Consider the following 24,465-nt stretch of genomic DNA (forward strand, 5'->3'; position numbering starts at 1 on the left):
CCCACGCCATGGCTCAACACACCATCACCATCAACGACCTGGACGGTGGCATTTCCATCCGTCACGAAGGCAGCGGCGAAGAAACGGCAGCGGCGCTGCTCGCCAAAGGCCTGGTCGAGGTCGCCCAAGGAATATTGAACAAGGCAGCCAAGCGGCCGTGCCAGTGCCCGAAGTGCCAGGCCAAGCGCAATGCAACTACCACCGAACCCAAACCAACCCTGCACTAAGCGAGGAATCACCATGCAACTGACGCAAAAAGACCTGATCGACACCATCACCCAGGAAGTGGGTGTAAGCGGTACGCCGATCAATAAAACCCAAGTCGAGGCGGTGCTTAACCGTCTGTCCATCATCGCCACCCGCACCCTTAAAGCCGGGAGCGACGTGCCGCTGCCCGGTCTCGGCAAACTCAAGGCCAGCCAGCGTGCCGCCCGTACTGGTCGCAACCCGGCAACCGGCGCGGCCATCGAGATCCCGGCCAAAGTCACGGTCAAGCTGGCCACCGGCAAAGCCCTGGAGGACGCACTGAACCCCTAAGCGAAACCGCCCCGGCCTAGCCGGTGGTGGTCTGCCCAGCGTGGTTGCTGGGTACTGATGAGCAGCCGAGTACGGAGAGCAACATGGATCACAAGAAAGCCCTGGACAAGATCAAGAAGTGCTTGAGCCTGGCCAATAGCAGCAACCCGCACGAAGCCGCTGCAGCAATGCGCCAGGCCCGCGCGCTGATGGAGAAGTACCAGCTCGAACAGTCGGACGTGGACATGATCGACATCGAGGAGCACGGCACCCGGAGCGGCTCGAAAATGAAGCCCGTGCAGTGGGAGGCGAACTTGGCCGGCACGGTGGCTAAAGCCTATGCCTGCCGCCTGCTGTTTATGGCTGGACTCGGTGAGTGGCGCTTTATCGGTGAAATGGCCGAGCTGGCCAGTTACACGATGGCAGTGTTGCTACGTCAGGTACGCCAGGCGCGTCGCGACTACATCGGCACGGCGCTCAAGCGCTGTAAGTCGACAACCAAAACCAAGCGCGCCGATCAGTTCTGCGAGGCCTGGGTGTGGGGAGTCAGCTCCAAGGTCTCCGAGTTCGCAGGGGCTGAGCCATCGCCTGCCGCTGATGCGTACATGCTCAAGCACCACCCCGAGATCGAGAAGGGCAAGACGGTGGATCGCAATGCCAAAACTAAGGCTTTGAGCCAGCGCGCCATGGACGATGCAGCTGCTGGGTTATGTGCTGCCAGCGATGTACAGCTTAACCATGGTGTCCAGGGGCAAGCGCCACTAGCACTGCACTAAGCGAAACCTCGCCCACCAGGGCGACGGTCTGCCGGGTGTGGTTGCCCGGTACTGATGAGCAGCCAAGATGAGTAAGACAAAACGGACGGAGCGCATCCGCAAGCAGGATGCCGACCGCCAACAGGACAAGCGCAACCGCGACGCGGCGCATCGAGAGCGTGTGGGCGCGGAAGTGACAAAACTGACCACCTACCGGGGCACCCGTGCCGACTGGGCGCTGATGCAGCAGGTTGGTGAGTATGAGGAAGTCGAGGAAGTGATAACGCTTATGACCCGCTACATGGCGGGCATGGCCAGGCGCGACCCGCAGGCATTCCGCGATGCCATGAACCCGAGGAACCCGGTATGAATGTTCAACCTGCCGATTATGCGACGCCCACTCAACGAGCCGCCTGGTATGGCCCGGAAAAGCTATGCAGCAAGTGCAGTGAATACTGGCCTGCTGACGAAGAGTTCTTTTTCCGGGAAACGCGGAGAAAGGACGGCTTAGCCGCCCATTGCAAGGCGTGTTACTACGAAACTCCGTCAGTTCTGAAGCGTCGCGGGCGGCTGCAATGAGCCTGGCTAAAATCCATATTGCCAAGCAGCAGCTCGGCCTCGATGACGACACCTACCGGGCGTTGCTGTTTCGCATTGCCCGCGTGCGTTCGGCAAAAGACCTGGACAAGCGTCAGACCAGTGAGGTTCTGGCCGAGTTTGAGCGCCTGGGCTTTAAGCCAGCCCCTGCGAAGAAAGCCCGACGCGCAGCCCCCAAGCCAGCACCTGACCGTGCCGCCCAGGTATCCAAGATCGAGGCCTTCCTAGCCGAAGCTAATCGCCCCTGGAGCTATGCCGATGCGATGGCCCTGCGCATGTTCAAGGTTGAGCGTGTCGAGTGGTGCGACGCCGACCAGCTGCGCCGCCTGATTGCTGCACTGACCTACGATGCCAAACGCCACGGGAGGCCTGTACAGTGAATATTGAGCAGGTACGCGAGTTGTTGCCGGAGACTGTCCGCCGTATTGCCGACATTGCAGGGCTACCAGCGGCGATGAAGCTGGTAGACGAAATTGGCGGCACGTCCTGGTTCTTTGCCAAAGGCTTTGGCCCATCGGGGCAGGCGCGGGTTGCCGCCTTGGCCGATATTGTGGGCGAAGAGGCCGCGCAACGGCTGACACAACTCATGCCAGAGCGTGATGATGTGTACATTCCCCGGTGTGACGTGGCACTACGCCGGTTGCGCGATCTTGAAATGCATCGCCAGTTTGAACAGGCTGTGCGTGACGGTGTTTCCGCTAATACGGTGGTTGCAGAGCTCGCCCGCACGTATCGTCTGAGTGATCGCCGCGTCTGGATTATTCTCAAGCAGCCTTTGAGCAGCAGCCAATCAGGGTTGTTCGATTAGCCGCCTGCTTGGGTTGCGAGGGGTCTCGCGTTAAAGTTGCATTGACTGTTAAGGAGGGAACCATGCGTCTATTGCTTGCTCTACTGTGCTGTACAGCGCTGCCGGCTCAAGCGGCCACCGTGTTCAGATGTGTGGATGCTTCAGGAAAAGTGACATTTACTCAGCAGCAGTGCCCGGACGGAAAGGTGCTGGCCGATGTGGTGCGGGCTCACAATGCTGCCCCCAGTGGTAGCAGCACACCGTCAACGATGGCACCGGAGCCAGGCAGTCGGCGAGACTTACTGCGCCAGGAGTTCAAGCAACTGGCCGATGATATGCGAGCCCCCGGCCTACCTCTGGAGGGGTTACGGTGGTGGGTGGATCAGTCGCGCCGCCCCCTTGCTCTACAGGGTTGTCTGATCGCGATCTACGCACCGCGAAAGTGCGTGGCGAGGTGGTGCCTGGCATGACTCGCAAGGATGTGGAAAGCATGTATGGCAAGCCCAACAATGATGGCGCGCAGGGTGCCGGTAGCAGCACCTACTGGAAAGATAAGTACCTTGCTGTCACTCACGTAAGTTATGACAGCAATGGTTGTGCACGCTCCAGCTATCAATCCGGCCATAAACCCTAGCCGCACCGCTGAACCCCATCCTCTAAAGCCTCCCCTCTCATGCCGCCGACTATGGCGGCATGAACATTCAAGCCCCCGTATCCCAGCCCAACCCGCGCGACCTGGCCGCCGCCATTCTGGCCGAGCCGGTGTTGGCGCAGCGCCAATTGATGATGGAGCGCTGCCCAGCCGAGTTGCGGCCGTTGGTAGAGGAATACGTGCGGATTGGCTTTGCCAAGGTCAAGAGCTACCGGGCACACATCGACCGTCGCGCGCAAAGCGCACGCGAAAAGCCAGCAGCGGCCCCCCGTCGCGAAGCCAAAAACAGCGTCATTCACCACACCAGTTCCGCGCCTGAGTTCGGCAATCAGCGCCTGGCCGAGCTACGCGCGCTGATCGGAGGTGCACCCCGTGGGCATTAAAAGCCGCATCGCGCTGGCAATCGTTGCCGCCACACCCGTTGTCGCCCATTACGAAGGTCGCAACCTGCTGGCGTACCTCGACCCTGTAGGCATCCCGACAATCTGTGAGGGCTGGACGTATGGCGTGCGCCTTGGCGACGTGGCGACAGATGCCGAGTGCGACCAGAAAACCCAGCTCGCGCTCCAGGAGGCAGCGGAGGTTTTTGAACGCTGGGTGCCCATCAAGGTTATCGCGAGCATGGATATCAAAAGCATCGCGGCCTTTCTGTCCTTTATCTACAACGTCGGCCCCGGCAAACCGGGCGTAAAAGACGGCTTTGTCTGGCTCAAGAGTGGCCGCCACTCGACCCTGCTGCTGCATCTGCAGGCTGGCCGTATCCAGCCAGCCTGCGCACAGCTCAGTTACTGGGTGAGCGCCGGTGGTCGCAAACTGGGTGGGCTAGTGCTTCGCCGTGCGGCCGAGCGCAAGCTTTGTGAGGCGGGCCTATGAGCGCTTTCAGCTCGACCTGGTTCAAGGCAGGCTTGGGGCTTGGCCTATTACTTCTTGCACTCTCGTTCTTTCTGTCAGCTCTGCAAGATGCCTACGACCAGGGGCATGCCCAAGCCAAAAGTGACGGCGCGCTGGCCCTAGAACAGCTGCGTCTGGAGCATGCAGGGGCGCAACTTGATATGACCCGCCGCGCTGCCGCCAGTGCCAAAGCAGCCGCCAAACGCCTGCAGGAAGAGCAAGCCCACAACGACAAGCTAGCCGCCGACCTGGCCGAGCAGCAGCGCACCCACCGAAAAACCACAGACCGCCTTACAGGGGAGATTGCCCGTGTTAACGACCTCTATCGTGACGCCCTCGACGCGCCGCCTAAGCCTCTGCCTGCTTGCGTGTTCACTGCTGGTTGGGTGCGCGTTTATGACGAAGCAACCGGAGCCGCCGCCCCCGGAATGCCCACGGCCTCAGATACCGGCCGAGCTGCTGCGCAAGTCGCCGAAGGCCGAGCCGCTGAGCAACTCGATTCAGGCATCAGCCAGCGCGACGTCCTGGAGCACCACACTCGCTACGCCGAGCAGTGCCGCAACACCGCCGCGCAGCTTGACCTTCTGATTGATGCCGTACAGGAGACGCACTGATGCAAATGGATTTAGGCACCGCCGCCACGTTGATGGGTGTGTTCGCCACGATCATCACCGGGCTGGTCAAGTTGCTGCTCTGGCAGTTCGAGAAGCGTCTTGGTGAGCGTTTCGCTGGCCAGGATGAGGCGCGAAAGATCGCCAGCCAACACTGGGAAGATAGCTTCGCCAAGGTATTGCAGCGTCAGGACAAGGACGCGGAAGCATTGCAGAAACTGGACCGCGCGTTCCTCCACTTCAAGGCTGAACTGCCGCTGGAATATGTCCGGCGCGAGGATTGGGTGCGTGGCCAGTCTGTGATCGAGGCCAAGCTGGATGGCTTGGCGCTCAAGTTTGAAAACATCCTGCTCAAAAGGAACGCGCAATGATCGATGCAGCCAAAGCACGCCGGGAAACCCTGCGCTGGTACATCCTGCTGACCCTGAATACCTCGCGCCCGGTTGACCCGCATGAGGCGGTGGTGCTGTCTACCATCCAGGGAATCTATCCAGACGCCACGCAGCTGGAGCTGCGCCGCGAGCTGGACTACCTGCACGACCGCCGCCTGGTAACGCTGAAGAAACAGCCGTCCGGCCCGTGGGTCTGTGGCCTGACCCACTATGGAGTGGATATCGCCGAGTACACCATCGAATGCAATGCAGGCATTGCTCGCCCGGAAAAATACTGGAGCGCTTGACCTATGCCACCTAGAAGCAAGGTGCTGGCGCTCTGCCGCCGAGGTAAAGGCGTGGCTTGACCAGGCGTTGATCGAGAACAATTTCAGCCAATACGAGCTGCTGTCCTCTGCCTTGGCTGAGCGCGGCCACAGCATCGGCAAATCAGCGCTGCACGAATATGGCCAGAACTTCGAAGGCCGCCTGGCCGCGTTGAGGACAGCCAGCGAGCAGGCAAAAGCCATGGTAGCGGCCGCCCCTGATGATGAGGGTGCAGTCAACGAAGCGTTGATGCGCCTGGTGCAGGAACAGATTTTCAACAGCCTTATGGCTCAGGACGGCAAGGTCGATCTGGCGAAGATGGCCAAGGCCGTGGCCGAGCTGGGCCGCGCATCCGTTGTGCAGAAAAAATGGCAAGCCGAGGTGCGTGAGCGTGCCGAAGTCGCCGCTAATGCCGTGGAGAAGATCGCCAAAAAAGGAGGCCTCACCGCCGATACCGTGGCCGAGATGCGCCGTGAGATCCTTGGGGTGGCCAAGTGAACCTTGCCGAGCAAATCCCCAATACCGCCGACCTGGATGTGCCGGCCGTCCTGCTGCCGTACCAGCAGGAGTGGCTCGCCGAGCAAGGCCCGCTGGTGGTCATCGAGAAAAGCCGGCGCACCGGCCTCACCTGGGCCGAAGCGGCAGACGATGTGCTGCTGTCCGCCTCGGCCAAGGACGCGGGCGGGATGAATACCTACTACATCGCCTACAACCAGGACATGACCATTGAGTACATCCAGGCCTGTGCAATGTGGGCGCGGATGTTCAACCACGCCGCCAGCGAAATTGAGGAAGGCATCTGGGAGGATGGCGACAAGCACATCAAAACGTTCGGCATTGCCTTCCCAGGCAGCGGCCACCGTATCGTGGCGCTGACCAGCCGGCCGTCCAACCTGCGCGGTCGACAAGGTCGGGTGGTGCTCGATGAGGCGGCATTCCACGAACAGCTTGATGAAGTGCTAAAAGCCGCCCTGGCGCTGCTGATCTGGGGCGGCCAGCTGCGCGTTATCTCGACCCATAACGGGGTGAAGAACGCCTTTAACACCCTGATTCAGGACATCCGCGCGGGTAAGCGCAAGGGCGTGGTGCAGCGCATTACCTTTCGCGATGCGGTGGCCCATGGGCTGTACCGGCGCGTGTGCATGCGCCTGGGTAAAGAGTGGACGCAGGCCGCCGAGGACGCCTGGGTCGCTGATGTGTATGCGTTCTATGGCGACGGTGCGGCCGAGGAGCTGGATTGCATCCCGGCCGAGTCGGCAGGCGCTGCACTGTCGCGCGCCCTGGTCGAGTCGCGCATGGTCGAAGCGCCAGTGGTGCGCCTGAAAATGCCGGGATGAGTTCACCCACTGGGATGAGCGCCTGCGTGAGGCCGAGATTCGTGACTGGTGCGAGCGCGAGCTGCTGCCCCTGCTCAAGCTACTCGATCCGCAGCAGCTGCATGCCTTTGGTGAAGACTTCGGCCGTACCGGCGACCTGACTGTGATCGCGCCCTATGCGGTCGGCCTCGATCTGCGTTGCCGTGTGCCGTTCCTGGTCGAGCTGCGCAATATGCCGTATCGCCAACAGGAACAGGTGCTGTTCTACATCGTCGACCGCTTACCACGCCTGATGGGTGGGGCCATGGATGCCACCGGCAACGGCGGGTATCTGGCCGAAGCCGCTGGCCACCGTTATGGCGGCTGCATCCAGCAAGTGAAGCTCTCCGACCGCTGGTATATGGACAACATGCCAGCGTTTAAGGCGGCTTTTGAGGACGCCTTGCTGGAGATACCGCGCGATGCCCTGGTGCTCGATGACTTGCGAGCGCTGCAGATGATCGACGGCATCCTCAAGCTCGGTAAGAGCCGCACCCAGGGCGAAGGTGGCCAGCGCCACGGCGACGCCGCGATTGCTTTGGCACTGGGTTATGCCGCCACACGTCTTGAAGTTGAAAGCTATGGCTATGAACCCGTGCGCCCTGACCGCAACAACAAACCCGGATTCGATGATGACAACGCCGACCCGGTGAATACCTGGGCGGCTGGAGGTGTTCTGTAATGGATGAGTCGCCAATCCTGGACGCGAGCGGTAAGCCGTTCCCGAAAAAGTCCATGCTGCAAGAGGTGATCCAGGCCACTACAACCGGCGTTCACCAGGCCTGGGGCGTTGATTCGGTATCGTCGTCGCTCGACCCGGCGCGCCTGCGCACCATCCTGCAGAACGCTGCTACCGGCGACATCCTGGAGTACCTGGTACTCGCCGAAGAGATGGAAGAGAAAGACCTGCACTATGCCTCGGTGTTGGGCACCCGTAAGCGGGCTGTAGCGGGCGTGCCGGTCAGTGTTGAGGCCGGTGGCGAGGATGCCCGGTCAGAGGAAATCGCCGACGCTGTGCGCAAGCTGGTAGATGCCCCGGAGTTTTCCGACCTGGTGAGCGATCTGCTCGATGGTTTGGGTAAAGGCTTCTCGGCTGTAGAGCCCGGCTGGGAGCTGAAAGGCGAGCAGCTGTGGCCGGTGAAATACGATCACCGTGACCCGCGCTGGTTCCAGTTCGACAAACTGACCGGCCGTAAGCTGCTGATCCGTGAGGAAGCCGGCGAAGGTCGCGAGATTCCGCCCGGCCGGATGATTATCCATATCCCCAAGTTAAAGTCGGGCCTGCCGATCCGTGGCGGGTTGGCGCGCCTGGTGGCCGTGTCGTATATGTGCAAGGCATTCAGCCTCAAGGACTGGATGCGCTACACCGAGCTGTTTGGCATGCCGCTGCGCATTGGCCGCTATGGCCCAGGTGCTAAGCCGGACGATATTGCCGTGCTACGTCGCGCAGTGGCCCAGCTCGCCGCCGACGCGGCGGCCGTGCTGCCGAAAGAAATGCTCATCGAGTTTCAGGAGATCGCCAACTCAACAGGCGGTGCCGAACTGTTCGCGCGCCTGGCCGAGTGGCTGGACAGGCAAGTCAGCAAGGCCGTACTCGGCCAGACCATGACCACCGATGACGGGTCGAGCCAGAGCCAGGCCACCGTGCACAACGATGTGCGCCTCGACATTCTCAAGGCCGACGCCAAACAGCTGGCCGCAACGATTAACCGCGACCTGGTGCGCGTGTTTGTCGATTACAACTTCGGCCCGCAGGAAAACTACCCGAGCGTTGCATTCCAGGTCACTGAGCCAGAGGACTTGAAGGCCCTGGCCGATGCCCTGACGCCGTTTATTGATCGCGGCCTGCAAGTCGAACAGTCGGCGATTCTTGAGCGCTTCGGCCTGTCCGCCCCGGCTGATGGCGCACAGCTGCTCAAGCCAACGGGCCAGCAGCCTGTTGCCGGGCCTGCCCTCAATACCGAGCAGCGTTGCAACTGCCCAGCGTGTGGTGGCCACCGCCAGGCACTCAACCAGGAACAGAAAGCCCGCGACAGCCTGGACACCCTGGTTGATGAAGCCGCCGCCGACTGGGTGCCCGTGATGCGGCCGGTGCTCGACCCGGTGTTGCAGTTGGCGCAGGACTCCGACGACTTCGATGCGTTCCGGGCTGGCCTGGCCGGCTTGCTTGAGCAGATGGACGATAGCGTCTTGATCGAGCAGCTCGCCCGTGCGGCCTTTAAGGCGCGCGGCCAAGGCGATGCAGGCGACGCACTGTGAGTGGCCCAACCAAGGAACATGTGCCCGTACCAGTGCCAAAGGATGCGCTGGAGTACTTCCGCGCCAAGGGCATCAAGGTTGGGTTTGATCACCGCGACGTATGGGCCGAAGAACACGTCACGGCCTGGACGGTGGCCAAGGCCATGCGCCTGGACATCCTGGAAGCGATCCGCTCGCACGTTGATGAAATGATCGAATCAGGCCAAACCTTTGCCCAGTTCAAGCGCGAGTTACAGCCGCTGCTGGAGAAACTCGGATGGTGGGGGCGTGGCGAGCTGCTCGATCCGCTGAGCGGCGAAACCCGCGAGGTGCAGTTGGGCAGCCCGCGCCGTTTGCGCACCCATCTATGACGTGAACCTGCGCCAGGCCCATGCGGCCGGCCAGTGGCAGCGCATCGAGCGCACCAGGGCAACGCAACCTTATTTGCTGTACCAGTTGGGGCCAAGCCGCGAGCACCGGCCGGAGCATGTGGGTTGGGCCGGGATCATCCTGCCAGCTGACCACCCGTGGTGGCAGTCGCACTTTCCACCCAACGGCTGGGGCTGCAAGTGCTGGGTGCGCCAGATCAGCAAGCGCGAGGCCGAGCGCCTTATTGGCACTGGCAAGTACATGACCGAAGCGCCCGACCTGGGCATGCAGGAGTACATAAACCAACGCACCGGCCAGGTAGTCAGCGTGCCCAAAGGCATCGAGCCAGGCTGGGACTACAACCCCGGAGCCGTGTCCAGGAAGGCCAGAGCACAGCAGCTCCTGGAAGAAAAACAGCCGGAAACTAACACCGCCTAAAACGCCGTCTAAGCGCTGTTTGGCGGCGAGGGAGCCACCAAGGTGTGGGGTTGGTGGCGTTTTGCGTTCTAACGGGGGTCTAACGCCCTTGTGATCGTTCAGGCGAGAGACGCTGGTATGCAATATCGAAGGAACACGCCTCGCACTTGCTGGGCGAACTAAAGGAGAACGCAGTATCGGGGGACGCCTTGAGTGGCGTGAAGAACAACTCAGAAAGGCTGGCCGCCCTTAGCGGCCATAAGAAAGGGCCGACCGGCCGAGGTGTTCCACCACCTTGGCCGGCCGCCGAACCGCAGAACCAGCCTGCAAGCCCAGCTAAGGCCCCCGCCTCGTCGACGAAGCGCGGGCAAATTAACACTGTTTAGACATACAGTTAAAGGCTTGCCGTGATTGATATTCGCTGCGGTGGCTGTGGCCGTTTACTGGCCAAAGCCGCTGGCTTCACTTTGTTGCAAATCAAGTGCCCGCGTTGCCGGGTCATCAATAGTCAGACAGCCGTGAGCTGCCCGAATCCAGAGCGCCTTAGAGCGCCTGGATACCGAGGTAGCTCATGGCGACAAAGAAAGACCATCACCCAGCCCAGCCGGGTGAGTACACACCGCCGACCACTGACCAGGTCGGCTATTTCAATGGCCAGTTGGCGCTTGCAGGCTTTGGATGCAGCGCCTTCTATATCGCGTTGATCCCGCGCGCCGAGGCAAACCGCATCATCATTGCCAATCACTATTCAGGCCGCATCGTAATGAACTCCTACATCCACTTGGGGGTATGGGTCGAGGGTGTGATGCGCGGCGTGTTGCAGTTTGGCTATGCGCTAAACCCGGTGGCCGGTGCGCAAAAGATCGTGGCAGGGACCCAGGTTGATCAGTACCTGGAGCTAAACCGCATGTGGCTGGATGACATAGCGCCGCGCAACAGCGAAAGCCGCGCCCTGAGCTATGCGTTCAAGCTCATCAAGCGGGCCTGCCCAAAGGTGGCCTGGGAGCAATCGTTTGCTGATGAGCGCTGTGGTGGCTGGGGCGTGGTGTACCAGGCGGCCAATTTCCTGTACCTGGGCCACCACCGCACCAGCTTCTATGAGCTGGACGGTGAGGCCTATCACCCGATGCTGCTCACGGCCCATAAGAAGGCTGGCCAGCGTGGGGAGTACTTGCGGGGCAATTTGCACCGTGCTGTGCGCCGGAACTTGTTGCAGTTCCGTTATATCTATCTGATCAAGCCCGGCTGGCGGGCTAGATTAAGAAGGAACCGCTGCCATACCCGAAGCCTGGGGCAGCCCTTGCCGGATCGCAGACGGCGTAACGCCCCGCTTACCAGCCCTAGCCAGTTACTGAACCCCTTCCTCTAATCCCGCCCCCGTCATGCCGCCGAAACTAGCGGCATGAACACACAAAACGCCCCACACAATCGCGCCACTTCCACAGCCCTCTGCTTTGAGCTGAGCGCTGATGTGCCTGAATGGGTCGAGGTGCTTCCGCCTGGCCCGTCCGTAGTTGGCCGCGACAGCCGCACCTGGACGTATGACCCGGCCGAAGTAATGGCCAACACCCTGGCGCATAGCAAGGGCGCTGACCTGCCGTTTGACTACCTGCACGCCACCGAGCTGAAAGCCCCCCAGGGCGATGATGCCCCGGCATCCGGCTGGGCGCGGGAGTACCGGGTAAATCGAGCGCGGCGCGCTTGAAGCCCGCGTGGACTGGACGGCCAAAGCCCGCAACGCCATCAGCGAACGCGAATACCGCTACCTGTCGCCCGTCTTCACCTATGACGACACCGGGCGCATTCACCGCTTCTCCAGTTTCGGCCTAACCAACAAGCCGAATCTGTTGATCAAGGCGCTTAACGCCGAACAAGTCCCATCGATGGAGAAACCCCCGATGCTCACAGAAGCCATCCGGGCAGCCCTCGGCTTGCCTGAAAACGCCACGGAGGAACAAGCCGTGGCGGCAATTCAAGCGCTTAAAGATGCCAAAGAAACGGCGTTGAACAGCGAGAAATCCCCGTCCCTGCAACTGTTTGTGCCGCGTGGCGATTACAACGCCCTGGAGCAACGCGCCAAAAACGCCGAGCAGGCCCTGACCCAGCGCGACGAAAAAGAGCTGGAAACCGCCATCAATAGCGAGATCACCGCCGCGCTCAAGGCCGGCAAGATCACCCCTGCCACCAAGGATTACCACGTCAAAGCGTGTAACCAAGAAGGCGGTCTGGAGCGCTTCCGCGAGTTCGTAAAAGCCGCGCCATCCGTCACCGAGCAGGTGCTCAGTGATGAGCTGCCAAAAACCACCACTGCTCTCAACTCCGAGCAAAAGGATGCCGCGCGCCTGCTCGGTATGTCCGAGGCGGAATACCTCAGCTTGATCAACCCGGAGGCTAAATAATGGCCGTTGTAACCCCCGCACTGCTGCAAGCATTGTTTGTCGGCTACCGCGCTGACTACCAACGCGGCTTGGCGTCTGCGCCAGGTCTGTTCAAAGAAATTGCCACGGTGGTGCCCAGTACCACTGCGAGCAACACTTACGGCTGGCTAGGCCAGTTCCCGAAACTGCGTGAATGGATTGGCGCGCGTGTTCTCAAGGACATGGCCGCCCACGGCTACTCCATCACCAACAAGAAATTTGAAGGCACCGTGGCCGTTCCACGCACCGCCATTGAAGACGACGCCGCAGGCATTTACCGCCCGATGTTCGAGGAAATGGGCCGCGCTGCTGCTCAGCCACCCGGACGAACTGATGTTTGCCCTGTTGGCCGACGGGCTTTAGCACGCTGTGCTTTGACGGCCAGAATTTCTTCGACACCGACCACCCGGTATTCCCGGAAGTTGACGGCACAGGCTCGGCCGAGTCGGTCAGCAACGTCGATATTCCCGGCGCTAGCCCTGGCCCTGCGTGGTTCCTGCTGGATACCACCCGCGCCATCAAGCCGCTGATCTACCAGGAGCGCATCAAGCCTGAGCTTAAGAGCAAAACCGACCCGACCAAGAGCGATCACGTCTTTGACCATGACGAATACGTGCATGGCGTGCGTGCCCGTAACAACGGCGGCTTTGGTTTCTGGCAGATGGCCTACGCCTCGCGTCAGCCTCTTACCGGTGAGTTTTATGGCAGCGCCCGCGCCGCTATGGGTGAGTTCAAGGCAGACGGTGGCCGCCCGCTAGGCATTACGCCAAACCTGCTGGTGGTTCCGCCGCGCCTGGAAGGTGCCGCGCGCAAGCTCCTGGAGAAGGATACCGACGACGGCAACGAGTGGTATCACACCGCCAAGGTGCTCGTTTGCCCGTGGCTCGCATAAGGGGTCGCCGCCATGATCATTCGTATCACCTCGAAACTGGACGGCTTCCGCCGCTGTGGCATCGCCCACAGCAAAGTCGCCACCGATCACCCGGCCGACCGCTTTACCGAGGCCGAGCTGGAGCGTTCGCAGGCCGACCCGGTGCTTACCGTTGAGCTGCTCGATGGTGAGCTGGCCGAGCCGGACGCTGTTGGTGGCTCTACCTCGGCTGACCCTGGCAAGGATGCCAAACCAGCGGCAGCGGCCAAGCCCGCGAAGGCCCCGAGCCGCGAAAGCGGCCAAGGCTGGAGGCAGTGCCAAAGCAGCCGCGAAAAAGCCCGGCCGCCAAGGCAGCGGCGAACCCGCAGCGGCCCCCGCTACTGAGCCTCCACCTGCCTCCAAGGACGGCGAGCAGAAAGACGACACGCCGCCAGCTGACCCTCAGGGCGGCGAGGCTTAACCCATGGCCTACGCAACCCTGGCGGGCTTTATCAAGCAGTACGGCGAAAACGCCGTGCTGCTGGTGGCCGACCGTGATGATGACGGGGTGATTGATGCTCTGGTGGTTGAGGACGCACTGGCCCGCGCCAGTGCCGAAATCGACAGCTACGTCAGCGCCAAGCATCGCTTGCCGTTGCCGGTGGTGCCTGAGCGCTTCCCGGCCTGGTCGGCGATATCGCCCTGTACCTGCTTTCGAGCGAGGGCGGTGCGCTGACCGAGGACAAGCGCAAGCGCTATGAGGACGCCATCAGCTACCTGCGTCGGGTGGCATCGGGTGACGCAGGCCTTGGCCTGCCAACCCCGCCCGAGCAGGCAAGCAGCGGCGAGGCCTGGTTTGAAAGCCAGCCCAAGCGCTTTGGTGACCTGCTGTGACTGGGGCCGCCATCAGCACCAACCTAGCGTTTGAACCACGCCTGGCTGGCCGGCTGGAGCGCTTGGCACAACTGGACACCGCGCCGCTCCTGGAAGGGATCGGCGCAGAGGTCGAGAGCCAGACGCGGCGGCGCATTGCGGTTGATAAAGCCAGCCCAGGCGGCCAGGGATGGCCGGACTGGTCGCCCGAGTACGCCGAAACCCGGCACAGCGGCCAGAGCCTGTTGCAAGGCAATGGCCACCTGCTGGACAGCATCACGTACGAGGTGCAGGGCGACAGCGTGTTGGTGGGTAGCCCGCTGATTTATGCGGCCACACACCAGTACGGCGACCCAGACCGAGGGATCGAGCAGCGCGAGTTCCTGGGCCTGGAAGGCCAGGATCGCGATGACGTTGTGGGTTTGATTGATGACTACCTAGAGAGCCTGGCCAATGACTGAGTTAACCGCTGACCAGGTGCTGCAAGGCATCGAAGCCTGGACCGCTGAGTTGTACCAGGGCGTTACGCCCAAGGTTGAGGTCGCGCTGCATGGCGGGCGGTTCAGCCCGGCCGACCTGGAGCGCTACGCAACCAAAGCCCGCGCCTGCCGCATTGCCCTGGAAGGGCTCGAAGTTTGAACTGAATGGCCGTGGTCAGTTGATCGCCTACGGGCACGCCGTTGCGGTGGTGCTGGCCGGTGATGCCAAGGGCCTACCCCGTGCCCTGAATGTGCTGCAGGTGGCCAGCACCCTACAGGCAGCGTTGCCGGGCAGCCGATGCGGCCTGGCGCTTGAGGACAGCATCAACGCCAAGGATGTGCGCGCCGCCAACCTTTACCACGCCGGGCTGGATAAAGCCGGCACCGCCGCCTGGGTGCTGACCTGGCCGGTGAAATTTGAACACCCACGCACCCGCTAGGAGGGGCACATGGCAACTGAAGCAAAAGCCGCAGACAAGGCGAAACCAGCCGAGCCAGCCAAGGTGAAGGTCAAGATCACCAGCGATAACGGCCACCGCCATGCCGGCGAGAAACACCCCAAGGGCGCGGTTATTCCCGTGTCCGAGGCGGACGCAAAACTTATCGTCGAAACCTTCAAGGTCGGCGAACACGTAGAGGGTAAGTGACCATGGCACAGCCACGAGTATTTAAGGGCGTTGGCGTTGTTCACGCCCAGCGCCTGGGCGTTGTGGACGCACCGCTGCGCGACCTGGGCGACGTTGAAACGCTCAAGTTCGCCAACCGTTCCAACCAGATGGCCTGGAAGCAACACCGCAAACCGGGTGGCGGCAACCTCGCCACCCTGGACACCCTGGATGGCATCACGCTCGACGTGCAGATGCAGGAATGGCCCGAGGAAAACCTCGCCATGGTGCTGCAGGGCAAGATTATTGACCTGCCGCCCGAAACGGTGACCGCCGAACCCATCGTGCTGCAGCCGGGTGGTCTGAGCATGACCGAGTTTCCAGGCCCTAAGTCGATCACCCTGACCAAAACCAGCGACAGCACCCCGATTGCACTGTCGGCGGTGAATGTTTCGGCGGCCGGCCTGAGCGTACCGAAGGACAGCGCGGTCATCACCGCGCCGACCCCGGCCACCATCGCCTACACCAGCACCCAGGCCACGCGCATTGAACCGCTGGTAGAAGCCGGTGCCGAGTACCGTCTGGTATTCGACGGCCTTAACGAAGCCGAAAGCGGCCGCCCGGTAGTTGTCGAGATTCACCGCTGGAAGGCACCGCCCGCCGAGGAACTGGCGCTGATCGATGGCGAGAACCCCGGCAAGTTGCTGAGCAAGGGTGAGGTGCTGGCCGACCCGACGCGCCCGGCTGGTGAGTCGCCTTTCTGGCGCGCCACCTTCCTTTAAACCCACCCGCAACGCCGGGCCGCACAGGCCCGGCATTGGAGCCTTTGGTTATGAGCATGACCCTGACAAAGACCCTTGCCCTCGGCGCGTTGAGCGTGACCGTGCGCGAGCTGACCGTGGGTGAGATTCGCGCCTGGTTGAAGCGCACCGCCGATGGCGCGGGTGACGACCTGGTGGGCGACACCCTGATTGCCGAAATCAGCCTGGCCGACCTGATGGCCATGACGGATGTGAAGCAAAACGACCTGGACAGCCTGACACCCAACCAGGTGCGCGAGCTGTTTGATGCTTGCCGGGAGGTAAACAAGGATTTTTTCGGCCTAAGGGAGCGAATCACAGAGACCGGAAAACGGCTCCTGGAACGGCTCTCAAACGACTTGAACGAAACGCCAGCGCCCTGATCCGGCACGGCCACACCCAGTTATGGAGTTACCCCTGGGGCACCTGGCTAGCGGCGTTGGATGAAGCGACTAGCGCGGCCGAGGCGGCGCAAAAAGGACGTTAATGAAGTTTGGGCAGAGAAAACCCGACCAGCGCAACCAACAGGCCGATAGCAGCGATCAGCAGCGCCGCGCCGATGAATGCAGCCGGCCAGTAAAACAGCAGCAGTGCCAACACCAGCATAATCAGGGTTGTTTCCATGAGTGATGTACGCCTCTCCATTTCAGTCGATGCCCGCGATGGTCGCCGTCAGTTGCAGGACTTTCGTGCCGGCTATCAAGAGTTGGTGGAACGCCTCAAGCAGCCGCTAGGGCAGATCAATGCCTTTCGGGATATGCAATCCAGCCTAGCTGAGAACCAGGCCCAACTCAACGCAACCCGCGCACGCATCCGCGAGCTTGCCGATGAACTGGTCCGCGCCGAGAAGCCCACCAGGGCGCAGCAGCAAGCCTACCGCGCAATGACGGGCGAAGCGCGGGCAATGGAGCAGGCCATTGCCGGGCAAAAAGGCCAGCTCGCCCAGTTGTCCGGCGCGCTGAAAAGCGCGGGGGTGGATACCAGCCGCCTGAGTAGTGAGCAGAAGCGTTTAGCGGCTGATTTGGCACAAGCGAGCCAGGCCGCTGACCAGCAAGCGCGCATTGCCGGTGCGCGCCAGGCGCTGAACGTGCGACCACACCGCGAGATCCGCAACGAGGTCGTGGCGCTACAACAGCAGTACCGCGTGTTAGCCACCCAAGGCGGGCTGAGCCTGGCCGAATTGGCGCAGGCCAAGGTGCGGCTACGCCAGCGTACCGCCGAACTGGTATTTCAAACCAATGGTCGGACAGCTGCCCTAGGGCAAGCCCGCATGGCGGGGGCTGTGGCCTTTGTCGGGGTCTATGCCGGCATGGCGGCGGCGCTGCGGGGTATCGAGGGGCTGACCACTACCGTGGATGCGTACCAGTCCATGCTTGGACGCTTGCGCCTGGCCACCAGCTCACAAGAAGAGTTCAACAGCACCTTGGCCAACCTGGAGGGCATCGCACAGCGCAGTGCTGCGCCGGTTGACTCTCTGGTGACCCTTTACGGCCGTATCAGCCGGCCACTGAAAGAGGCGGGGCGTAGTCAGGACGACATTCTCAAGCTGACGGAAACCGTGGCGCTGTCGTTTCGCGTGTCCGGTGCGACGGCCGCCGAGGCACAAAATGGCGTAATTCAGTTTGCCCAGGCACTGGGAGCCGGGGCGTTGCGCGGTGACGAATTAACAGCGTGGCCGAGCAGGCACCACGCCTTATGCAAGCGCTGGCTGCGGGCTTGGGCGTGCCTATCGGTGCGCTTCGCAAGATGGCAGCCGAGGGCGAGCTAACTGCAGCAATGGTAACCGACGCGCTGGTTAGCCAGTTCGATGTGATTCGCGCCGAGTCTCAGGGGCTGCCAGACACCGTGGGCGCAGCCATGACCCGGCTGCGCGATGCAGTAAGCAAGGCGCTTTCCGGTGCTGATACCAGTGGGTTGATTCAGGCGATCAATGATCTGGCTGCCACTATCAGCGATCCGCAAGTCTCCCAAGGGCTGGTTGACCTTGCGCAGCAGTTGTTACGCCTGGGACAAAGTGCGGTAGAAGTTGCCGCATTTTTCGCCCAGCTAGATCCCGCCGTCCGGAATACCACGCTGGCAGTGGGTGCTATGGCCACCGTAGTAGTGCCGCTCGGGTTAGCGGTACGCGGGTTGATAAACCCGTTGCTGCTGCTAGGCGGGCACTTGGGCAAGCTGCCCGCCGTGAGCGGCGCAGGCCGTGCCGCGCTGGGGGCGATGGGCATTGAGGCAACTGGCCTGATCCCCAAACTAAAGAACCTGGCGGACGTGGCCAAGCTGGCCAAGGGCGCACTGGCCCTGGGCGTGGTCGCCTGGACGGGCGGCAAGCTGGTCGAGCTGTACGACACCATTGATGGCATCCGCGAGCTGCAAAAAAGCCAGGCCGATTACCAGGCTAGCTTGCAGGCCACAGTGACGAAAACCACCGAGTATGCCGATGCGGTGATTCTGCCGGCCGAGTCGCTGGCCCGCATGACCGATGCCGAGCGCAAAGCGTATGCCGAGCGCCTGCGCCTGGCCGAGGAACACTACCGCGCCCAGGGCGAGTTGATCAGCCGGCAGGACACCTCCGACGAAATCAACCAGGACGCGCTGGCGTCACAGCGCAGGGCCAGTGATTACCGCAAGGCGTTGGGCGCAATCAAAGATGAGCACGCCGAGCGCGAGGCCGCCGAGGGTCGCCATTCGGCAGCTGTAGCCAAGATCAAGGCCGACAACCTCAAAAACATCCAGGACGCGCTGGGCAAAGAAATCCTGGCTTACGAAGCGGCCAACAAACAGTTAGAAGCGGCCAACCAGAAAACCCAGGCCGCGATGAAGTCTCGCGCGGACTTGGCAAAAGAGTTCGAGCAGCTCGTCAAGGATATGCGCGCCCCGGCTGCTGATGACGGTCCGGCCGAGTTCGGCGACGTAACAGCACTGAAGGCAGGCGCGCGCCAGTCGCTGGTGGCGGGCGACACTGAGGAGGCTATTCGCCAGGCTCGCGAGGCAGGCGAGATCCTGCGCGAGCTGAAAGAAGCAGGGGCCAATAGCTATGGCTTTGCAGGCATTGCCGCCGAGTTGGCCAAGATCGGTGACGAGGCCAAGGCCCTGGAGGGCATGCAAGCCGACGTCGAGCGCATCGATGCTCAGGCGAGGGTGGACGAAATCAAGGCAGGCATGGATGAGCTGCTGGCCCAGGCCGAGGCATTCAAGCGAATCAATATCGAGTTTACGGGTTTCGAGCAGTCCGCCGAGTACCTGGAACAACAGGCCAAAGAGCTGGCCGAGCGCCTGAAAAAGTACATGGTGATCCCGGTCAACTACATCGGCGCGGGAGCAGATGCCGCGAAAGCATCCGGCGCAGCTAATGACCAGGCTGCAGAAATCATCACCGGCAAACCGATCAAACGCGCCACGGGTGGCTGGATCGACGGCCCCGGTAGCACGGTGAGTGACAGCGTCCTGGTCGCCGCATCGCGTAAAGAATTCATGCTCAACGCCCGCTCGGCCCAGCGCCTGGGCGCGGCAAACCTCGACTACATGAACCGCACAGGCGAGCTGCCGGGCCGCGAGCCATTCGTGCCCGACTTCCCCGCATTGCCGCAGGGTCTGGAGCGCATGGGCGAACGCCAGCCGCTCAATTTGGCCATGCCATGGGGCGGTTCCTATGCCCTGGAAGGTACACCGAACGAAGTGCAGCGCTTCCAAGACGATCTGGAACGCGCACGCCTGATGCACGGCACGGTAGGAATGCGTCGGAAATGACTGAGCACATTGTCCCGCTCGTCCTCGGTGGCATCGAGATACTGCCGCACTCCGGACCGATCCGGCAGCGCTACGAATCCTTTGGCGGCAGCCGCGAGCTGCGTATGGCCAGCGGCCGAGGCGTCAAACAAACCCACTGGCGCAAGACGGCTACTTCGATCAGCGCCACCGGCCATCTCGACCCAGCCCTTGAGTCGCTCGACTACAGCCGCCCACTGGAGCTGCTGTGCGTTGCCCCCAAGTGGGTGGGGGACGGGACTGGTTTACGAATTGCCGTCTGCGCAGCACCGCCGCCCGGACGAACAGCCCTGGGCAATCGCCGCCGTGGGCAGCGGCTGGGTCGATACCAGCCTGGTGCTGGACGGCAACCTGGCCAACGTAGCGCCGATCCCCGGTGCCCGCGCGTACCGGGTTGGCTGGCTGCCTCGACTGATGGTGCTCACCGATGGGCCGGTTACCGAAACAGACGACAGTCGCGAGCTGGTCGATTGGTCTTTTGACGCGCGGGAGGCGTGATGCAGCGATTTATCAACCATTGGCAAACAGGGCTGAGCGCAACGCTCCCGGCCGGTGCCGAGCAGATGACAGTACCTGTCTCAGCGGCCGGTCTACTGAGCTTCGGTAATGGCACCTGGTACAAGGTGACGCTGACCAATGCGGCACGTAGCGCCTGGGAAATCGTCACGGTGACGGCCCAGGCGGGAGGCGTGCTGACAATCGACCGCGCCCAGGAGGGGACGGCCGCCGCTGAGTGGCCGGCCGGTAGTGCGGTATTCATCGAACTGACCGCAGGTGCCTTGCACGACCTGGTCAGCCAGCTTGCGGCGCTGACGGCCAGAGTCGAAGCCTTGGAGCAAGACGGTGGCACCGATCCCGAGCCGGGGCCGGATGGCGCATTGACGGACGCGGCCGGCAATCTCCTTGTCGATCAGGCCAGCAATGTGTTGGTGGGGGGCTAAGCATGCTCGGTCTCAGCGCCCTTAACACCGCCTCGCTCAATACCTGGCCGCCATCGGTCAGCCAGGTGGTGACCGTGCCAGACAATCAGGTCTGGCGCTTGCGCGTGCAGATCGGTAGCGAAGACGTGTCCGCCAGGCTGACAGGCGTGGCGAGTATCGAGTTCGAAGAGTCGGGCAGCCGACTTTGCACGCTGCGACTGTTGCCCGAGCCGGGCGTATTTGAGCCGGACGCCTTCACCGGGCAGCCAGTGACCTTTTATCACCAACGTCTGGAGGGTGACCTGGTCGCCGCGCAGGCGCTGTGGTTTACCGGCGAGGCCATGCAGCCGAGCGTCGATATTTCCAGCCAGGTGCTCACCATGACAGCCACCTGTCAGCGCCAGCGGCGTCTGGCTGCTATGACTGCTGAGCAGATCGCCGCCCTGGTGCCGGGCGACTATGCCGAGGGCGTGTTCGGCCAGATCGACGACCCCGAACGCTACGCCGCTAACTTGCTCAGCACTCGCGCACTGTCGCTCGATTGCAGCGCTGAAGGCCAGTTCCGTCTGACGGAGTGGGAGGCTGCACCGGCAGCACACTACCGCTTCACCGCCGACGAAATCATTGACGGCTCGCTGCAGCTCAATCTGGCAACTGCCGATCAGTTGATCAACCGGGTGGAGCTAACAGTCGAGTACCGTTACCAGCGCCTGCGCCACCGCGAGTACACCTTCGCCTGGGAGCACCCGGCCGGGTCGTTCTGCGTTTGGCTGGGCGACGACACCGAGTTACCGACCGTGAGCATGCTGACCGGGGCGCTCGATCAAGCAAACTGGACGACGCTTGGGCTTACCTACGAGGCGCTGCCGCACTCGATGCCCAACCCATGCGGCAATGGCGGTTCCTGGGGCAACCGCTTTACTGCCGACCCGCATATGCTGGCCTTCAATGCGCGTGTGGGTGCCCGCGTGGCACAGACGCTGACCGAAGTCTACAAGCTGGCGCTGGAGGTTCCCGGCTCCGTAGCGGCTTACGGCATGCGCGGTGGGTCGGCCCGTCACTCCGACGAGGTCGAGTTTGACGGCGGTGCCTGGGAAGACGAGGAAGGCCCGCGTCCCGATACGGCGGTGCAGGACGAACTGGGCGACTGGATTCTTGATGAGGACGAGCCGGCCCGCCGCGAGAACCTCCTACGTACCGCATTCGCCCTTGAGAAAACGCGCATGCATGCCAGCCACCGCCAGAGCCGCCTGGCATTCCAAGTGCCGGTCACCGATGACGTGTTCGACCTGGTGCATACCGTCCAGGTCGAGGCGCTCGGCATGCGCGCAAAAGGCAAGCTGCGGCGCGGGGCCGTGCGCTGGGATCACGACAGCGGCGAGGCCGTGGCCGAACTAGAGCTGGCGCTGACCCGCGTTGGCCAAGTTGCGACCGGTGCTGGCTTCACCTTGCCGGCCCGAGCTGTATTCGATTTTGGCGAGCCGCCCGAGTCCATTGCCCAACTGGCGACCCAGTTGGGCGGCCGGCCCGCGTCGCCCCCGTACAGCGAAGATATCGACGGATTCGCCGGCAACTACGGCTGGGAAACACCCAGTTCGGAAAGCCACCCCCGCCGTTTGCAGATCACAACGCCGGATATCGCGGCCGAGCATCGTGACCCGACCGAGGCAACGCGCGAGCATACATACCCCGTTGTGCTACCGAGCGACCAACTTTTAATGGAGGTTGCATGAATTATCAGCGGCTAATCAGTGACCTGCAGGGCCTGTTGCAGCCGGAGCGCCGCGAGGGGCTGCCCGTCGCTGCCCGTCGCGGCGCGCGTGCTGGTAAGCGAGTCAGCGTGCCCGATGTTGCCCCACCGACAGGTGCCGGCGGAATTTCCTGGCCGCTTATTGAGGGTAGCGTGGGTGACACCGCCGAGTACGCCCGGACGTATCACGACAGTTCAACCGTGCTGATTACAACGGACGGGCTGGTCGCGCTGGAGCTGCCGCAGGTCGACGCCATCACGATGCACGACGCAAACGGCGAGGTTGGCGAGATTCGCTTTGCTAAACGCCCAGTCAAGGCCACTCCGGGCGGAGGGAAAGGCGAACCATGATCGATATCGAGCTGACCCTCCCTGACTATCGAGCCTTTGGCTTCCCCTGTCATGGTCTTGTACGTGGGCGAGAGCTGACCCTGCCGAACGGTGCCACGGTCGAAATTAACTCACCGCAGAACGGGGACAACTGGCTGCTAACGGTGCCTGATGCGCCTGGCGCTGTTCGTTCCCCCGAGGAAGCGCTGGCAGATGAGGCTCGCGGTTGGAGCTGGCCGGTGGACATTCTTTGCTGGAGTGCCGGTTACGTCCATGGCGTTGAATGGCGCAAGGTGTCAAAGGTGGCTGATCAGCTGCAGGCGGCTGCTCGTTTCATCTATGCCGAGGCACCTGGAAAGTGCTGTTTTGTGGGCATCAGGGGGGTATCGGGTGGCCCGACGGGCCGCCGGGTGGAGGTGTCTATTGTGTCGCTACAGGCACCCGACGATGCAGTCCCGGTCACCCTATATCCGGAGGTTCCTGGTGGTGTCACTGGCGCTATGTTGCCCGATCAAATGCAGCTGGCGGACGTCTCCCGCCGTGGCGATGCGGCGATATTCCGCGCCACTGGCTATGGACCCGACTTTTTTTTAGTGCGCATAGCGCGAGTGGATGAGGTGTTTACTGCTGAACTTGAGTATCTCAGCGCGCCCATAGCTCCGAGCCGCACGCAGTACGATGTGCAGTGGAATGAATACCGGGCAAGAGTGGGCCAGAACGCGCAATCGGTTGGGCTATTGGATGGCGTGTGGGTTGAGACCGATAACGGCCCCGAGTTTTTTGCCGAGTATCAGGGGCGTGCAATAACGACGCCGCGCGTGACGTACGCCGCAGCCGTGGTGACTCCTGAAGATGCGCCGGATATTGTGATATGGCCAATTAACTGGCGCGCCCGCGATGGGGTGGTGCGTTGGGATTATGGCAGCACAGTGATCGCCGCCTGGTTTGACGATGATGGCGAGGTGCAATTGCTTGAACGCGGCGGCAGTAATGAGGTGACCGCCAATACGGTTTTTAGCATTAGCGCATCCGGCATCACTGAAAAATCAAATGTGAACTCCTATTTTGCAGACGACGGCTCGCCGATCCCCAATCTGGGCTCGCCCCTGCTTGACACGGAGTACTTTGCGGGGAGTGTTTCGTTCAACATCAACCGCACTACCACCGAGGTTATCAAGCAAACCCTGAGCCTCAACGGCGCTGTTATCGCTGAGGCAGAGTTGCGCAGAGAGCTGAACTACAGAGCCGGACCGGAGCTGTTTAGCAGCACAAACCCAGATGTGTCGTTTGAGCTGCGCGGCGACACACTTAACCAGGTTGGGGTGGCGCAGTTCCGCACCACGGTTGACGTTGTGCTGGAAGTGGACAGCGAACAGGTTGATCAGGATGGCGCGCAGGGCATAGGCAGCAACCTACCCAGTACCGGCCTACAGCCGTTAGACAGAGCCATTCGGAACGATGGCTTCGCGCCGCTTGTTGTTGGGACTTTGCTTGAATCTCAATCGCCTCCGTCGGCTTACCTTGAGCTAGGCGGGCCGCGTTTTGCCCGAGCATATGCAGGGCTGCACCTCTACTCAAACAAGCTACTTGCGCTCTGGACGATGTCCGGCCCGGCATCGATATGCAGTGTGCAAAACGCTTACAGCCCTACGGGGTTTAAGTCCGGCACGGCTCAGCAGTTTGTGGGCTTCCCGACGTCCAGCCTACGCGGCTCTTACAACTCACGCACCGGCGCGGCTCTGACGCAGGTTCCTACGAGTTCCGTTATCAACTGGGTCTAGCCCTGCTACACA

39 protein-coding genes, 2 other RNA genes and 3 pseudogenes are annotated in these 24,465 nt (G+C 62.1%); 43 read left to right on the plus strand and 1 reads right to left on the minus strand.

The features are described 5' to 3' along the window. Positions 1-8: 8 nt before the first annotated feature. The 37 genes and pseudogenes from AC0T4W_RS10090 (at position 9) to AC0T4W_RS10270 (ending at position 16,293) form a co-directional block, all read left to right on the plus strand. Positions 9-227: a hypothetical protein gene (locus tag AC0T4W_RS10090; RefSeq protein ID WP_476315999.1), complete on the plus strand. Its 219-nt coding sequence runs from the start codon at positions 9-11 to the stop codon at positions 225-227. Between the two features lie 13 nt (positions 228-240). Continuing rightward, positions 241-537: an HU family DNA-binding protein gene (locus AC0T4W_RS10095; RefSeq protein ID WP_476315996.1), complete on the plus strand. Its 297-nt coding sequence runs from the start codon at positions 241-243 to the stop codon at positions 535-537. Continuing rightward, positions 536-608: hammerhead ribozyme type II (locus AC0T4W_RS10100), an RNA gene on the plus strand. The genes AC0T4W_RS10095 and AC0T4W_RS10100 overlap by 2 nt, the downstream gene beginning before the upstream one ends. A 12-nt stretch (positions 609-620) precedes the next feature. Then, positions 621-1,292, plus strand: a complete 672-nt coding sequence (locus AC0T4W_RS10105) for a DUF2786 domain-containing protein (protein WP_476315994.1) — start codon at positions 621-623, stop codon at positions 1,290-1,292. Next, an RNA gene (locus tag AC0T4W_RS10110) (hammerhead ribozyme type II) lies at positions 1,291-1,360 on the plus strand. Before AC0T4W_RS10105 ends, AC0T4W_RS10110 begins: the two co-directional genes overlap by 2 nt. After that, positions 1,360-1,641 carry a hypothetical protein gene (locus tag AC0T4W_RS10115; protein ID WP_476315991.1) on the plus strand — a complete coding sequence of 94 codons (282 nt, stop codon included), beginning with the start codon at positions 1,360-1,362 and terminating at the stop codon, positions 1,639-1,641. The genes AC0T4W_RS10110 and AC0T4W_RS10115 overlap by 1 nt, the downstream gene beginning before the upstream one ends. Continuing rightward, positions 1,638-1,850 carry a hypothetical protein gene (locus AC0T4W_RS10120; RefSeq protein ID WP_476315988.1) on the plus strand — a complete coding sequence of 71 codons (213 nt, stop codon included), beginning with the start codon at positions 1,638-1,640 and terminating at the stop codon, positions 1,848-1,850. Before AC0T4W_RS10115 ends, AC0T4W_RS10120 begins: the two co-directional genes overlap by 4 nt. Beyond that, positions 1,847-2,248 carry a gp16 family protein gene (locus tag AC0T4W_RS10125; RefSeq protein ID WP_476315985.1) on the plus strand — a complete coding sequence of 134 codons (402 nt, stop codon included), beginning with the start codon at positions 1,847-1,849 and terminating at the stop codon, positions 2,246-2,248. Before AC0T4W_RS10120 ends, AC0T4W_RS10125 begins: the two co-directional genes overlap by 4 nt. After that, positions 2,245-2,676, plus strand: a complete 432-nt coding sequence (locus tag AC0T4W_RS10130) for a Mor transcription activator family protein (protein WP_476315982.1) — start codon at positions 2,245-2,247, stop codon at positions 2,674-2,676. The genes AC0T4W_RS10125 and AC0T4W_RS10130 overlap by 4 nt, the downstream gene beginning before the upstream one ends. Before the next feature lie 62 nt (positions 2,677-2,738). Continuing rightward, complete coding sequence (locus tag AC0T4W_RS10135; RefSeq protein WP_476318867.1) at positions 2,739-3,125, plus strand: DUF4124 domain-containing protein; 387 nt, start codon at positions 2,739-2,741, stop codon at positions 3,123-3,125. Next, on the plus strand, positions 3,122-3,289 hold the full coding sequence (locus AC0T4W_RS10140) for a hypothetical protein (protein ID WP_476318868.1): 168 nt from the start codon (positions 3,122-3,124) through the stop codon (positions 3,287-3,289). The genes AC0T4W_RS10135 and AC0T4W_RS10140 overlap by 4 nt, the downstream gene beginning before the upstream one ends. 59 nt (positions 3,290-3,348) lie before the next feature. Next, entirely contained in the window at positions 3,349-3,690 is a 342-nt protein-coding gene (locus AC0T4W_RS10145; protein WP_476318869.1) for a hypothetical protein, read from the plus strand. Then, positions 3,680-4,180, plus strand: coding sequence for a lysozyme (locus AC0T4W_RS10150; protein ID WP_476315973.1), 501 nt, complete (start codon positions 3,680-3,682; stop codon positions 4,178-4,180). Before AC0T4W_RS10145 ends, AC0T4W_RS10150 begins: the two co-directional genes overlap by 11 nt. Beyond that, positions 4,177-4,812, plus strand: coding sequence for a DNA-packaging protein (locus tag AC0T4W_RS10155; protein ID WP_476315970.1), 636 nt, complete (start codon positions 4,177-4,179; stop codon positions 4,810-4,812). The genes AC0T4W_RS10150 and AC0T4W_RS10155 overlap by 4 nt, the downstream gene beginning before the upstream one ends. After that, entirely contained in the window at positions 4,812-5,180 is a 369-nt protein-coding gene (locus AC0T4W_RS10160) for a hypothetical protein (RefSeq protein WP_476315967.1), read from the plus strand. The genes AC0T4W_RS10155 and AC0T4W_RS10160 overlap by 1 nt, the downstream gene beginning before the upstream one ends. Next, complete coding sequence (locus tag AC0T4W_RS10165; RefSeq protein ID WP_476315964.1) at positions 5,177-5,488, plus strand: hypothetical protein; 312 nt, start codon at positions 5,177-5,179, stop codon at positions 5,486-5,488. Before AC0T4W_RS10160 ends, AC0T4W_RS10165 begins: the two co-directional genes overlap by 4 nt. 67 nt (positions 5,489-5,555) lie before the next feature. After that, entirely contained in the window at positions 5,556-6,005 is a 450-nt protein-coding gene (locus tag AC0T4W_RS10170) for a DUF3486 family protein (RefSeq protein WP_476318870.1), read from the plus strand. After that, positions 6,002-6,844, plus strand: a complete 843-nt coding sequence (locus AC0T4W_RS10175; protein ID WP_476318871.1) for a hypothetical protein — start codon at positions 6,002-6,004, stop codon at positions 6,842-6,844. The genes AC0T4W_RS10170 and AC0T4W_RS10175 overlap by 4 nt, the downstream gene beginning before the upstream one ends. 142 nt (positions 6,845-6,986) lie before the next feature. After that, positions 6,987-7,544 (plus strand): hypothetical protein, encoded by a 558-nt coding sequence (locus AC0T4W_RS10180; RefSeq protein ID WP_476318872.1) that lies wholly within the window; start codon positions 6,987-6,989, stop codon positions 7,542-7,544. Further along, a complete protein-coding gene (locus tag AC0T4W_RS10185; protein WP_476318873.1) occupies positions 7,544-9,121 on the plus strand; it encodes a DUF935 domain-containing protein in 1,578 nt (525 codons plus the stop codon). Before AC0T4W_RS10180 ends, AC0T4W_RS10185 begins: the two co-directional genes overlap by 1 nt. Then, positions 9,118-9,471 (plus strand): phage head morphogenesis protein, encoded by a 354-nt coding sequence (locus tag AC0T4W_RS10190; protein WP_476318874.1) that lies wholly within the window; start codon positions 9,118-9,120, stop codon positions 9,469-9,471. Before AC0T4W_RS10185 ends, AC0T4W_RS10190 begins: the two co-directional genes overlap by 4 nt. Before the next feature lies 1 nt (position 9,472). Beyond that, a complete protein-coding gene (locus tag AC0T4W_RS10195) occupies positions 9,473-9,907 on the plus strand; it encodes a phage head morphogenesis protein (protein WP_476318875.1) in 435 nt (144 codons plus the stop codon). A gap of 386 nt (positions 9,908-10,293) precedes the next feature. Continuing rightward, positions 10,294-10,401, plus strand: a pseudogene (locus AC0T4W_RS10200) (Com family DNA-binding transcriptional regulator); the annotation flags it as partial. A gap of 56 nt (positions 10,402-10,457) precedes the next feature. Beyond that, entirely contained in the window at positions 10,458-11,255 is a 798-nt protein-coding gene (locus AC0T4W_RS10205) for a Mom family adenine methylcarbamoylation protein (protein ID WP_476318876.1), read from the plus strand. Positions 11,256-11,288: 33 nt separating this feature from the next. Further along, on the plus strand, positions 11,289-11,591 hold the full coding sequence (locus AC0T4W_RS10210) for a phage protease (protein ID WP_476318877.1): 303 nt from the start codon (positions 11,289-11,291) through the stop codon (positions 11,589-11,591). A gap of 7 nt (positions 11,592-11,598) precedes the next feature. Continuing rightward, complete coding sequence (locus AC0T4W_RS10215) at positions 11,599-12,285, plus strand: phage protease (protein WP_476318878.1); 687 nt, start codon at positions 11,599-11,601, stop codon at positions 12,283-12,285. Further along, positions 12,285-12,569: pseudogene (locus AC0T4W_RS10220) on the plus strand (Mu-like prophage major head subunit gpT family protein); the annotation flags it as partial. The gene AC0T4W_RS10215 and the pseudogene AC0T4W_RS10220, both read left to right, overlap by 1 nt. A gap of 71 nt (positions 12,570-12,640) precedes the next feature. Further along, the gene (locus tag AC0T4W_RS10225; RefSeq protein ID WP_476318879.1) at positions 12,641-13,195 is read left to right on the plus strand and encodes a Mu-like prophage major head subunit gpT family protein; all 555 of its coding nucleotides are present in this window, start codon (positions 12,641-12,643) and stop codon (positions 13,193-13,195) included. Between the two features lie 12 nt (positions 13,196-13,207). Continuing rightward, positions 13,208-13,558, plus strand: a complete 351-nt coding sequence (locus AC0T4W_RS10230; protein ID WP_476318880.1) for an HI1506-related protein — start codon at positions 13,208-13,210, stop codon at positions 13,556-13,558. 79 nt (positions 13,559-13,637) lie between these two features. After that, on the plus strand, positions 13,638-13,889 hold the full coding sequence (locus AC0T4W_RS10235) for a phage protein Gp36 family protein (RefSeq protein WP_476318881.1): 252 nt from the start codon (positions 13,638-13,640) through the stop codon (positions 13,887-13,889). Beyond that, positions 13,886-14,047 carry a phage protein Gp36 family protein gene (locus tag AC0T4W_RS10240; protein WP_476323563.1) on the plus strand — a complete coding sequence of 54 codons (162 nt, stop codon included), beginning with the start codon at positions 13,886-13,888 and terminating at the stop codon, positions 14,045-14,047. Before AC0T4W_RS10235 ends, AC0T4W_RS10240 begins: the two co-directional genes overlap by 4 nt. Then, complete coding sequence (locus tag AC0T4W_RS10245) at positions 14,044-14,487, plus strand: phage virion morphogenesis protein (protein WP_476315929.1); 444 nt, start codon at positions 14,044-14,046, stop codon at positions 14,485-14,487. The genes AC0T4W_RS10240 and AC0T4W_RS10245 overlap by 4 nt, the downstream gene beginning before the upstream one ends. Then, positions 14,480-14,665 (plus strand): hypothetical protein, encoded by a 186-nt coding sequence (locus AC0T4W_RS10250; protein ID WP_476318882.1) that lies wholly within the window; start codon positions 14,480-14,482, stop codon positions 14,663-14,665. Before AC0T4W_RS10245 ends, AC0T4W_RS10250 begins: the two co-directional genes overlap by 8 nt. After that, complete coding sequence (locus AC0T4W_RS10255) at positions 14,640-14,945, plus strand: hypothetical protein (RefSeq protein ID WP_476318883.1); 306 nt, start codon at positions 14,640-14,642, stop codon at positions 14,943-14,945. Before AC0T4W_RS10250 ends, AC0T4W_RS10255 begins: the two co-directional genes overlap by 26 nt. Positions 14,946-14,954: 9 nt before the next feature. Continuing rightward, a complete protein-coding gene (locus AC0T4W_RS10260; protein WP_476315923.1) occupies positions 14,955-15,152 on the plus strand; it encodes a DUF7210 family protein in 198 nt (65 codons plus the stop codon). A gap of 2 nt (positions 15,153-15,154) precedes the next feature. Then, positions 15,155-15,892 (plus strand): phage tail tube protein, encoded by a 738-nt coding sequence (locus tag AC0T4W_RS10265; RefSeq protein WP_476315920.1) that lies wholly within the window; start codon positions 15,155-15,157, stop codon positions 15,890-15,892. 50 nt (positions 15,893-15,942) lie between these two features. Next, on the plus strand, positions 15,943-16,293 hold the full coding sequence (locus AC0T4W_RS10270) for a hypothetical protein (protein ID WP_476318884.1): 351 nt from the start codon (positions 15,943-15,945) through the stop codon (positions 16,291-16,293). 100 nt (positions 16,294-16,393) lie between these two features. On the opposite strand, the gene AC0T4W_RS10275 is transcribed toward AC0T4W_RS10270, so the two are convergent. Further along, positions 16,394-16,534: a hypothetical protein gene (locus tag AC0T4W_RS10275; RefSeq protein WP_476315914.1), complete on the minus strand. Its 141-nt coding sequence runs from the start codon at positions 16,532-16,534 to the stop codon at positions 16,394-16,396. A 745-nt stretch (positions 16,535-17,279) separates the two neighbouring features. Between AC0T4W_RS10275 and AC0T4W_RS10280 the strand changes: the two are divergent. The 6 genes and pseudogenes from AC0T4W_RS10280 (at position 17,280) to AC0T4W_RS10305 (ending at position 24,453) form a co-directional block, all read left to right on the plus strand. Next, positions 17,280-19,654: pseudogene (locus tag AC0T4W_RS10280) on the plus strand (tape measure protein). A 270-nt stretch (positions 19,655-19,924) separates the two neighbouring features. Next, on the plus strand, positions 19,925-20,170 hold the full coding sequence (locus AC0T4W_RS10285; protein ID WP_476318885.1) for a hypothetical protein: 246 nt from the start codon (positions 19,925-19,927) through the stop codon (positions 20,168-20,170). A gap of 65 nt (positions 20,171-20,235) precedes the next feature. Continuing rightward, positions 20,236-20,613 carry a hypothetical protein gene (locus tag AC0T4W_RS10290; RefSeq protein WP_476315906.1) on the plus strand — a complete coding sequence of 126 codons (378 nt, stop codon included), beginning with the start codon at positions 20,236-20,238 and terminating at the stop codon, positions 20,611-20,613. 2 nt (positions 20,614-20,615) lie between these two features. Further along, positions 20,616-22,325, plus strand: coding sequence for a hypothetical protein (locus tag AC0T4W_RS10295; RefSeq protein WP_476318886.1), 1,710 nt, complete (start codon positions 20,616-20,618; stop codon positions 22,323-22,325). Continuing rightward, on the plus strand, positions 22,322-22,693 hold the full coding sequence (locus AC0T4W_RS10300) for a hypothetical protein (protein ID WP_476318887.1): 372 nt from the start codon (positions 22,322-22,324) through the stop codon (positions 22,691-22,693). The genes AC0T4W_RS10295 and AC0T4W_RS10300 overlap by 4 nt, the downstream gene beginning before the upstream one ends. Beyond that, a complete protein-coding gene (locus AC0T4W_RS10305; RefSeq protein WP_476315897.1) occupies positions 22,690-24,453 on the plus strand; it encodes a hypothetical protein in 1,764 nt (587 codons plus the stop codon). Before AC0T4W_RS10300 ends, AC0T4W_RS10305 begins: the two co-directional genes overlap by 4 nt. Positions 24,454-24,465 lie beyond the last annotated feature (12 nt).

Source organism: Pseudomonas sp. C7.1 (genome assembly GCF_056312395.1).